Origin of the sequence: Pseudoalteromonas sp. NZS11_1 (genome assembly GCF_015864275.1) — a bacterium.
Taxonomy (GTDB): Bacteria; Pseudomonadota; Gammaproteobacteria; order Enterobacterales; family Alteromonadaceae; genus Pseudoalteromonas; species Pseudoalteromonas arctica.
In genome coordinates this window covers 201,699-211,116 of record NZ_JADYXK010000004.1, presented here as the reverse complement: position 1 = coordinate 211,116, position 9,418 = coordinate 201,699, and the positions used below count along the sequence as shown (strand labels likewise).

The window sequence follows — 9,418 nt, the reverse complement described above, 5'->3', positions numbered from 1 at the left end:
TCAAGTAACCAATGACTAAGCATAAAAATACCCTCATAATCAAAAGATGATAAGGGTATTGTGAAGCAACCAAAAGATCGGTCAACCGATCAAAAATACCTTAACTGATCGGTGTTAACTTTTCAGTGGCTTTTAAAGGTTAATTATTTTACTGGTTATTAATCAGTCACAACCTCAGGGTTGGAAACTAATAACATCCGTCCGCGAGCAGCTAAGTAAGTAGCTACTTGCAACTGCATTTCTGCATTAGCGGCAGCACTGCCTTCAACAGTTGCAGCCTGTGCAGCATCTTGAGCTGGTGTTAATATAGAACCATGATGCCCTTTAGTAAATTTAACTAAGTAGCTTGCTGGTGTTTCACTCAATGCTTGCGAAGAACTTACTGTCTCAAGACCCATCAAGTTAGCTAATGGAATTGTGCCAGAAATAGGATTATTAGCTGCCATTGGTGGTATCACTTGGTCAGGCTTGTTATCAACACCATCACCCACAACAACATTAGTATAAACAGGAGTACCTAATGCTTTCACAGTGGCTGCGTAGTTAGTTGGATCACCACTATCTAGCGCTGTTTGCGCCGCAAAAGCAAACTGTGTAAATACACCTTGAATGTTAGTAAGTTTAGTCGTTTCACCCGCAGTGGTAAGTGATGCAATATATTCGTTGTAGCCACACGTCAAGTAAGCTTCCATGTCTGGTATTAATGAGCCACAGTTAGAAACTGCATCTCCTTGTAAATATGCAGTAAATTCATCAGCTTCTGTTGTACCCGCTTGTGAAAGTACTGAACCTTGAATAAATGGACCAAACGCAGCAGATTCAAGTAAGAAGCTTGCTATACCGCCACCACCACTTGCAAGCGCTACCGTGTTTACATTAAATAGCGGATCAAGCGTTTCTGCCATTGGCGTATTAGCTTGAGCAATAAATGCTGGAGCAACAATAGAACCTAGCGAATGCCCAATGTAGGTAACGTCTTTACTATTAATAGTTGTATCGTTAATAAAGTTTAAGCCTAAACGAAGGCCTAATAAATCAGCAGCCGATTGGCGTAAGCTATCACGTGCAACAAGTAATGAACTTAAGTTCATGTAACTAAGCACAGAACCCGTTGTTGCATTAAAGTCGTCTGTTCCATCACCATCAACATCTATTCCGCGCTCACCATGTCTTGGATGGTCAATAGCAACCGTTGCAAAGCCTTGAATAGAAAGCTGCGCAGTTAAAGCAAGCATACTTTCTTTTTGTGTTGTAATACCGTGCTGCATAATCACAACAGGCCATCCACCTTCAGGCATTGCGATAGGATCTAATTGTAACTGTGCACGGACACCATTAATTATCGGTAAAATAGGTTTAGTAACTTGCACTGGCACATTTGCCATGCTTTGTACTTTTGGAATTGAGTTGTATTTTGTTAAATGGCGTGTGCGGTCTAGTCCTAAGTCACGTAATTGTCCGTCACTTAATGCAGAACATAAACCATCATTTTCACTAATAGGATCTGCAGGAAATGCATCGCCTGCAACGGCCTTGTAACCAATTATTGCCACCGCGTTATCACACATACCTTGCCAATATGTATCACTTAAATCACTAATATCAGTACCCGTTGGTGTACCTAAATACATCGGTAACATAATGCTACCTTTTTGATATTGCACACCAGAGAATGCAGCAGATACTTCTACACCCTGAGAAGCAAATACTTGTTGTACATTTACCATAGGTTGTTCAGGAACTTGAAGTGCAGGCGTTGGCAATGCAGGTTCTTGCAAGCTTGCAGCTAGTAACTTTTTAATTGTCCCAAGTACAGGACCTGCTGATTGAATAGTCATCGCACTAGAAAAAATAATATCTTCTTTTGTGATATCTCCTGAACTTACAACTACATTTTCGTAACTGTTAACAGCACCCTGCAAACCAAGTTGGGCTTCTGTAATTAATGGCGCTTCTTGTTTAACCAGCCCATAAGTAGAAGAAGGCTCAATAGAACGCCCTAATGAATCTTTAAGACCAGTAGTTAACACATTGATGTATGAGCTACCCGCCATAAATGGTTTTAAAGGAATAATTGCAACGCCATCACCTGAAGCTTGAGTAACAAAGTCAACACCAAAAGTAAGCTCACCGACCAATTTACAAGCAGTACCGGCAGCTACAACTGAACATTCTGCATCAGTTAAACTTGCACCCATTACAACTTCAAAAATTCTTACTGTACCAGGGGTCCCAGCAGACGCTTCATCTAAACTTACATTTGGTGGGAATGTTAAATCGATTTTATAAGGAACCTGCGAAGACCAACCATCAAGTGCACCTAGTGCAAGTTGAGGGTTTGCATAAGCTGCGCGCGAAATAGACACATTGTTGTCATCTAATTCACCAGGAATATTAAGTGTACCGTCTTGAGTTCCACTCATTAATAAATCATTAGGTACCGATAAGATACCTGCTGCTGGATCAAATGTAACTGTTGCTGTTGGGATAACTGGTGCTGTGTCGTTTTTGACATCTGTTAACGTTTCTCCACCGCCACAACCTGCTAAAGCAGCTGTAACCGAGAGTGAAAGTAGCATTTTTTTCATATTGTTGGCTCCGCACGTATTTTATTTTTATAGTGTGTTTAATCAGTGTATTAAGTTAAAACAATGTAATCAGGTTATTAATGAGACATTAGACCAGTTAAACTTAACGTAAAGTTTCTATTTTCGCCACCTAATTTTACAATAAATTCGATTACTTCACGTTTCGCTATGTTAAAATCAAAAAAATTATATGAATTGGTACTTTTATGCACACATATCAAGCAGCTGAAAACGCACTTAAAGATAAAGTTATTTTAATAACAGGCGCCGGTGATGGTATTGGCCGAGTTGCAGCAATTACGTATGCAAAATACGGCGCTACAGTTATCTTATTAGGAAAAACAACTAATAAACTTGAATGTGTTTACGATGAAATTGTTAATGCTGGCTACCCTAAACCTGCAATAGTCCCTATGGATTTAAAAGGCGCGACGAAGCAAAACTACCGTGACCTTGCTGCAACAATCGAATATCAGTTTGGACGCCTTGACGGGTTGCTTAATAATGCAGGTATTTTAGGGTCACTCGGTCCGCTTGAACATTTTTGCTCATCTACGTTCGAAAACATAATGAAAGTAAACGTGACTGCACAAGCAATGATCACTAAAGCACTTTTTCCTGTTCTTCGTAAGTCTGATAATGCATCGATAGTATTTACGTCATCAGGTGTAGGCCGCAAAGGTCGTGAATTTTGGGGGCCTTATGCCATCTCAAAATTTGCAGTAGAAGGTATGATGCAAACATGGGCATGTGAAGTAGGTAAAACGAATATTCGTGTAAACTGTATTAACCCAGGCGCTACTCGCACTTCAATGCGAGCTGCTGCATATCCAGGTGAAGATAGAGACGCACTTGCTACACCAGAGGATTTAATGCCTACATATTTATATCTAATGAGTGACGATTCAAGTGAAGTGAATGGCCAATCGTTAGATGCTCAAGTAAAAAAGTAATTTGGAGTTTAAATAGTTTAAACAACTCACATTAAAAAAGCCGCAATTAGCGGCTTTTTTGTGTTCAATAAATAACTAATTGATTATTTACGTTTAGTCGGCTTAACACGCTGATTGTGTTTTTTAACTGCTTTACGAATTTGATTGATTTTAGCGCGTTTATCTTTGCGTTTTTCAGGCATAACAGAAAGCTTAGTTTGTGTTTCGCGGCCTAATTTAACGGTTTTACGCAAGTAGTTTACTGTTTCTAAATCATACTCCATCCAACCACCTTGTGGCACGCGCTTATCAAGCTCTAATTTACCGTAACGAATACGAATAAGACGAGATACTTCCGCATCTTGAGACTGCCATAAACGACGAACTTCACGGTTACGCCCTTCATTTAACGTTACGTTAAACCAACGGTTAACGCCTTCGCCACCCATAGGGGTTACAGTCGTGAATTTGGCTGGACCATCTTCAAGCTCAACACCACGTAGTAAGTTTTTAACCGTTTCATTGGTTACTTCACCAAATACACGCGCAGAGTATTCACGCTCTACTTCATAGCTTGGGTGCATTAAACGGTTTGCCAGTTCACCATCGTTTGTAAAAAGCATTAAACCTGATGTATTAACGTCTAGTCGACCAACCGCAATCCAGCGATCGCCATCAATACGCGGAAGTCGATCAAATACAGTACGACGTCCTTCAGGATCTTTACGTGTGCTTAACTCACCTTCTGGTTTGTTATACATAATCACACGACAGATTCGGTCTGCTTTTTCTTCAATTTTTACACTGTGTCCGTCAACACGAATCAAATCGGTTTCTTCAACACGGTCACCTAACTTTGCCACTTTACCGTTTACACTAACGCGGTTTGCGTCAATGTATTTTTCCATTTCACGGCGTGAGCCTACGCCTGCACGGGCTAAGACTTTTTGTAACTTTTCACCTTGTATAATACTCATTCGGATGGTTCTCTCACAGAAGGATCGCTCAATAACTGGTTAATTTTACTTTGCTGCTCTGTTGGCAACGCAGGTAAATTTTCAAGCCCAGTTAACGAAAAATAATCTAAAAATTGCTTAGTAGTTGCATATAAAGCCGGCTTACCCGGAACCTCTTTATGCCCTACCACTTTAACCCACTCTCTTTCGAGTAAGGTTTTAATAATATTCGAACCCGTAGTAACACCTCTTACTTGCTCAATTTCGCCGCGTGTAATGGGCTGCCTGTATGCAATAAGTGATATTGTTTCCAGTAAAGCACGCGAGTATTTTGGTGCACGTTCTTGCCACAAGTTATTTAACCAAGGGCTTAAACTACTGCATGCCTGAAACCGATACCCACTACCAACCTCAACTAAGCGAATACCACGAGTTTGAAAATGTTCTTGTATTGTATCTATTGCGTCATTTATTCGTGCCATAGAAATAGCTAAATCTATTAATACGATGTCTTTAATGTGGCGTTTACTAACAGGCTTATCTGCAACAAAAATAGCTGCTTCAATGATCTCAACTAGTTGTTCATCACTAATTCGTCGACCCGCCATACACACTCTTAACAAATAAAAATACACAGCCATCTATTATGACAGAACAACACCAAACTAGGAAAATATATCTATCAAATAACTAAATTTAAAACACAAAAAAGCCAGTGACTAGCACTGGCTTCTTTGTTGCTTATTAAAATGACAACTATTAGCTGTGTTTAATGGCTTCTAATGCATCATCTTCAGCTACTGCGTTACCATATTTTTTAATGTAACCCATAAACTCGCTTTTACTGATCCGCTTATCTTGGTTTTTATCCATATAACCAAAATGATTTGAAATATCATCATCGTTACCTTCAACTACCGAGATATAGCCATTGCTGTCGTTATCTAGACTTGCAAAGCTGCTTTCAATTTTATCGAATTTAGCAATTTCAGCTTTAAATGCCGACTCACTTACTTCAGAATCAGTAGCTACTTTACCATTGTTTAACTTCATGTAAGTGTTAAATTCTTTGCGGCTAATTTCGTTATCCATATTGGTATCAATATTTGAAAAATGGCCCCAAATGCTATCGTCATCAGCTTCAACTTTTGAGATGTAGCCATCGCTATCATTATCTAAACTTGCAAAGTCACTATCTATTCTTTCAAGACCTTGATTAGATGAACAAGCCGCTAGGCTTAATGATGCTAAAATAGTGGCTGCTAATGTTAACTTTTTCATAAGACGTATCCTTCGTAATTAATTAAATGTCACTTTAACTAATACAAATCTAATGCCAATAATAGTTAACTTATAATAATCAATAACTTAATCTCATTCGGTATATTTATTAAGCAGTTTCAATAAGTTAAGCTTGCAAGCTTTGCAAACTACCTTGTAATTTTTGCAAAAAAATACCCGGTAAAAACCAGGTATTTCAATTTTACTTATATAGTTAAGCTAACAATTAGATTGCTGCGTTTTGGTAGCGCTTAACAAACTCAGTAACGTTTTGACCATTACATTTTAATGAGTTCAGGTTACCAATTTTTTGACGAACAGGTGCTAAACCTTGTTTTAAAGCCGTCATACATAGTTGAGTTTCTTGTTGAGCGTCTTTTGCAAATACTTCTACTTTCTCAACTGATGCGTTGCTTAATGTCGTTTTTTTAGCAATATCACGAATATCTTCGCCATTACATAAAATGCTTTTAGAAAAACGAGATAGGTAAACACCGTGCTGGGCAGCTTCTTTACGAGCAACGCTAAAGCCTTCGTTTGCACTTAGTACGCATAACTTAGACTCAATTTTGTTATCTTGGCTAAAGTAAGTATTGCTTTGTGCTGACGCAGTTGCAGATGCTAGTAAAGCAGTGGCTAAAAGTAGTTGTGTTTTCATGAGAGATCCTATTTGAACGAGCTAAACAAGTGAATTTCGCGCATTATATATTCAATAAAGTTAAGTTCAATTGAATTTTTTATTTATTTAAATAATTAATATTGTATTCACAATGTTTAAACTTCACCCATCATTTGATCAACATTTACGCAGCTATTATCTCAATTCAGTCATGTTATGTACGCGTATTTACTGATACAATTTAAGCTATTAAATAGAACCAATTTTAAGGTAAATTTTATGAAAGTGATTTCTTTCAATATCAATGGTCTGCGTGCTCGTCTTCACCAATTACAAGCAATTATCGACAAACATCAACCAGACGTTATTGGCTTGCAAGAGATTAAAGTTCACGACGAAGCATTCCCATTAGAAGATGTACAAAAAATGGGATATCACGTCTACTTTCATGGTCAAAAAGCGCATTATGGCGTAGCTATGTTATGCAAAAAAGAGCCTAAATCGGTCTTAAAAGGTTTTGTCACCGATACAGATGAATCGCAAAAACGCATGATAAGCGTCACTGTTGAACAAAAAAACGGTCGCGATCTTACTGTCATGAATGGCTATTTCCCACAAGGTGATAATATTAATCACGAAACTAAATTCCCTTATAAACGTCAATTTTATAAAGATTTAATGACACACCTTGAAACCAATCACACACCCGATCAAGATGTAATTGTCATGGGGGATATCAACATATCACCCACCGATTTAGATATTGGTATTGGCGACGTAAATGCTAAACGTTGGTTAAAAACAGGTAAATGTTCTTTTCAACCAGTAGAGCGTGAATGGCTTGCAACATTACTTAATTGGGGTTTTAAAGACACCTTTAGAGAGCAAAACCCCGACACAGACGATCAATACTCGTGGTTTGACTATCGCTCTAAAGGGTTTGTAGATAATCGAGGACTTCGTATAGATGTCGTGCTTGCAACCAATGAGCTTGCAGCACGCTGCATAGATACAGGTATTGATTACGAACTTCGCGGTATTGAAAAACCGTCAGATCATGCCCCTATATGGTCAACATTTAAGTAATTATTATGCTCAGCCTAACAATGCAGGGGCTACTTTGGGCTCTTGTAATTATTATTCCTCTATTAAGCTTTGATAAAAAAACATATAAAACATTGCTTAATACGTCAGTCCGTCAAACTGGCGTACTTGCGTGTGCGTTAGTGTTTGCAGTGCTTTGGCGAATAAAGGCTGGCATTTTAACTGGCCTTGATTTACACATACTAGGTGTTACGGCTGCTACATTAATTTTAGGCTGGCGGTTGACTATTTTAAGTAGCCTACTTGCCACAGCCCTACTCGCTGCCTTTGGTCAAATTGAACTTGAGCTGTTACCAGTACAACTGCTTATTGGTGCGTTTATTCCTATTTTATTGAGCTATCTTGGCTTTATAATTAGTTACCAATATTTACCTCGTCATTTTTTTGTTTATATATTTGTTTGTGCGTTTATAACCGCAGGATTTATAGCCTGTATAAAAATAGGCCTAGGTGCTTTATTTTACTTAGCTATAGGGCAATACAATTGGCAAGAACTTGCAGATAACTACGTTTATTTAAGTGCCATAATTTGGTTTCCTGAAGCAATGCTCAACGGCATGGCTATAACAATTATGATCACCTATCGCCCGCATTGGGTAAAAACTTTTTACGATAAGGACTACCTAGGCTCATGAGTCTTGAATATCAATGCCCGCTGTGTAACCTAGCACTTTTGAAAACTGATTCCACACTTCGTTGTGCTAACAACCACAGCTTTGATTTTGCAAAAGAAGGCTATGTTAATTTACTGCCTGTGCAACAGAAAAATTCAAAACAACCCGGTGATTCACTTGAAATGGTACAAGCCAGACGTGCATTTTTAGAGCGTGGGTATTATCGTTTTTTACAGCAAAGCCTTAGTGATATAATCAGTAATATAAGTGCGAATACTATTATTGATTTAGGATGCGGTGAAGGGTTTTATACCCAAGCAATCGCGAATAAAACAAATGCTGTTGTATACGGTGTCGATATTTCAAAATCAGCGGTTAAATATGCAGCAAAGCGCTACCCTAATTGCCATTTTAGTGTGGCATCAATCAGCCAAGCCCCCTTTAAAAGCCAATTTGCTGATGTACTTGTTAGCGTATTTGCACCTTTGTTTGAGCAAGAGCTTGAACGCCTAGCAAATCAAAACGCAACATTAGTAGTTGCAAGCCCAGGTCCTTGTCATTTAAAAGAGCTAAAATCGTATATATATTCAGAAGTAAACGAACATACTGAAATAGCCACTCCAAAAGGGTTTCAAAAATCAGAGCAGATCCTTTTAACAGAGCATGTAGCGCTTAGCTTTACTGATATTAAAAACTTAATAATGATGACGCCATTTGCATGGAAATTTAGACCCGAGCACTGGACAGCACTCGAAGAAAAAGGTGAACACACTGTCACCTTATCGTTTTATATTACTCAGTTTACCAAAATAGATAATGATGTAACTCTCTAAAACTGCTCTTTAGTAAACGCCCTGTCCATTTTATCAAACATATCTTTAAGTAAATTGGCAAGCTCCATATAGCGGGGCTTGTTTTCACTTAACTGCGTTTGATATCCATTAGCTGCCATTTTAGTGTACAGCTCGTTATACCATTTTTGCATCGCAGGCTCTAAAGGCGTTTGCGCTCGCTTACCCAACCAAAATAAACCTTGTAATGGTAACGATATAAAAAATAATGCACTTGCAATGGCTTGCGGTAAAAAATCAGAACCCAAGTAATTTAGCTGAAAAAACAATGTTAGCATGGCTAAGATTGGCATTACTGTAATGGCAAGCTCAGTCGCTCTAATTACCCTAAACTCTAAAAACAAAGGCGCAAGCTCTTTGCGCATTGGCCATTTTTTACCATACAAACGGCCTGTTTGTAGTTGTGACATCACACTTTTTTGCATCATGACTCCTCACAGATACTGCTTTTAAATACAATGGAAAAACGAGCT

The 9,418-nt window shown here is 38.4% G+C and carries 10 protein-coding genes; 4 read left to right on the top strand and 6 right to left on the bottom strand.

The features are described from left to right. Positions 1–158 precede the first annotated feature (158 nt). A complete protein-coding gene (locus tag I6F44_RS05800) occupies positions 159–2,588 on the bottom strand; it encodes a VolA/Pla-1 family phospholipase (RefSeq protein WP_121955380.1) in 2,430 nt (809 codons plus the stop codon). Positions 2,589–2,794: 206 nt separating this feature from the next. Here I6F44_RS05800 and I6F44_RS05795 point away from each other — a divergent pair, with 206 nt between their 5' ends. Further along, positions 2,795–3,541: a YciK family oxidoreductase gene (locus I6F44_RS05795; RefSeq protein WP_121955379.1), complete on the top strand. Its 747-nt coding sequence runs from the start codon at positions 2,795–2,797 to the stop codon at positions 3,539–3,541. 83 nt (positions 3,542–3,624) lie between these two features. Here the strand turns inward: I6F44_RS05795 and rluB are convergent, their stop codons facing one another. The 4 genes from rluB to I6F44_RS05775 form a co-directional block, all read right to left on the bottom strand. Continuing rightward, entirely contained in the window at positions 3,625–4,497 is an 873-nt protein-coding gene (rluB, locus tag I6F44_RS05790; RefSeq protein WP_007582584.1) for a 23S rRNA pseudouridine(2605) synthase RluB, read from the bottom strand. Beyond that, the gene (gene scpB, locus I6F44_RS05785) at positions 4,494–5,084 is read right to left on the bottom strand and encodes an SMC-Scp complex subunit ScpB (RefSeq protein WP_121955378.1); all 591 of its coding nucleotides are present in this window, start codon (positions 5,082–5,084) and stop codon (positions 4,494–4,496) included. Before scpB ends, rluB begins: the two co-directional genes overlap by 4 nt. Before the next feature lie 151 nt (positions 5,085–5,235). Beyond that, positions 5,236–5,757 (bottom strand): EF-hand domain-containing protein, encoded by a 522-nt coding sequence (locus tag I6F44_RS05780; RefSeq protein ID WP_076923917.1) that lies wholly within the window; start codon positions 5,755–5,757, stop codon positions 5,236–5,238. Between the two features lie 226 nt (positions 5,758–5,983). After that, entirely contained in the window at positions 5,984–6,415 is a 432-nt protein-coding gene (locus I6F44_RS05775; protein ID WP_007582577.1) for a hypothetical protein, read from the bottom strand. Between the two features lie 240 nt (positions 6,416–6,655). On the opposite strand from I6F44_RS05775, the gene xthA reads away from it, so the two are divergent. The 3 genes from xthA to I6F44_RS05760 are packed head-to-tail and all read left to right on the top strand — an operon-like array spanning position 6,656 to position 8,927. Further along, on the top strand, positions 6,656–7,462 hold the full coding sequence (gene xthA, locus I6F44_RS05770; protein WP_121955574.1) for an exodeoxyribonuclease III: 807 nt from the start codon (positions 6,656–6,658) through the stop codon (positions 7,460–7,462). Positions 7,463–7,467: 5 nt separating this feature from the next. Further along, entirely contained in the window at positions 7,468–8,115 is a 648-nt protein-coding gene (locus I6F44_RS05765; protein ID WP_121955575.1) for an energy-coupling factor ABC transporter permease, read from the top strand. Then, complete coding sequence (locus I6F44_RS05760; protein ID WP_007582571.1) at positions 8,112–8,927, top strand: putative RNA methyltransferase; 816 nt, start codon at positions 8,112–8,114, stop codon at positions 8,925–8,927. Before I6F44_RS05765 ends, I6F44_RS05760 begins: the two co-directional genes overlap by 4 nt. Here the strand turns inward: I6F44_RS05760 and yfbV are convergent. Further along, positions 8,924–9,370, bottom strand: a complete 447-nt coding sequence (gene yfbV / locus I6F44_RS05755; protein WP_007582569.1) for a terminus macrodomain insulation protein YfbV — start codon at positions 9,368–9,370, stop codon at positions 8,924–8,926. The genes I6F44_RS05760 and yfbV overlap by 4 nt on opposite strands. Positions 9,371–9,418 lie beyond the last annotated feature (48 nt).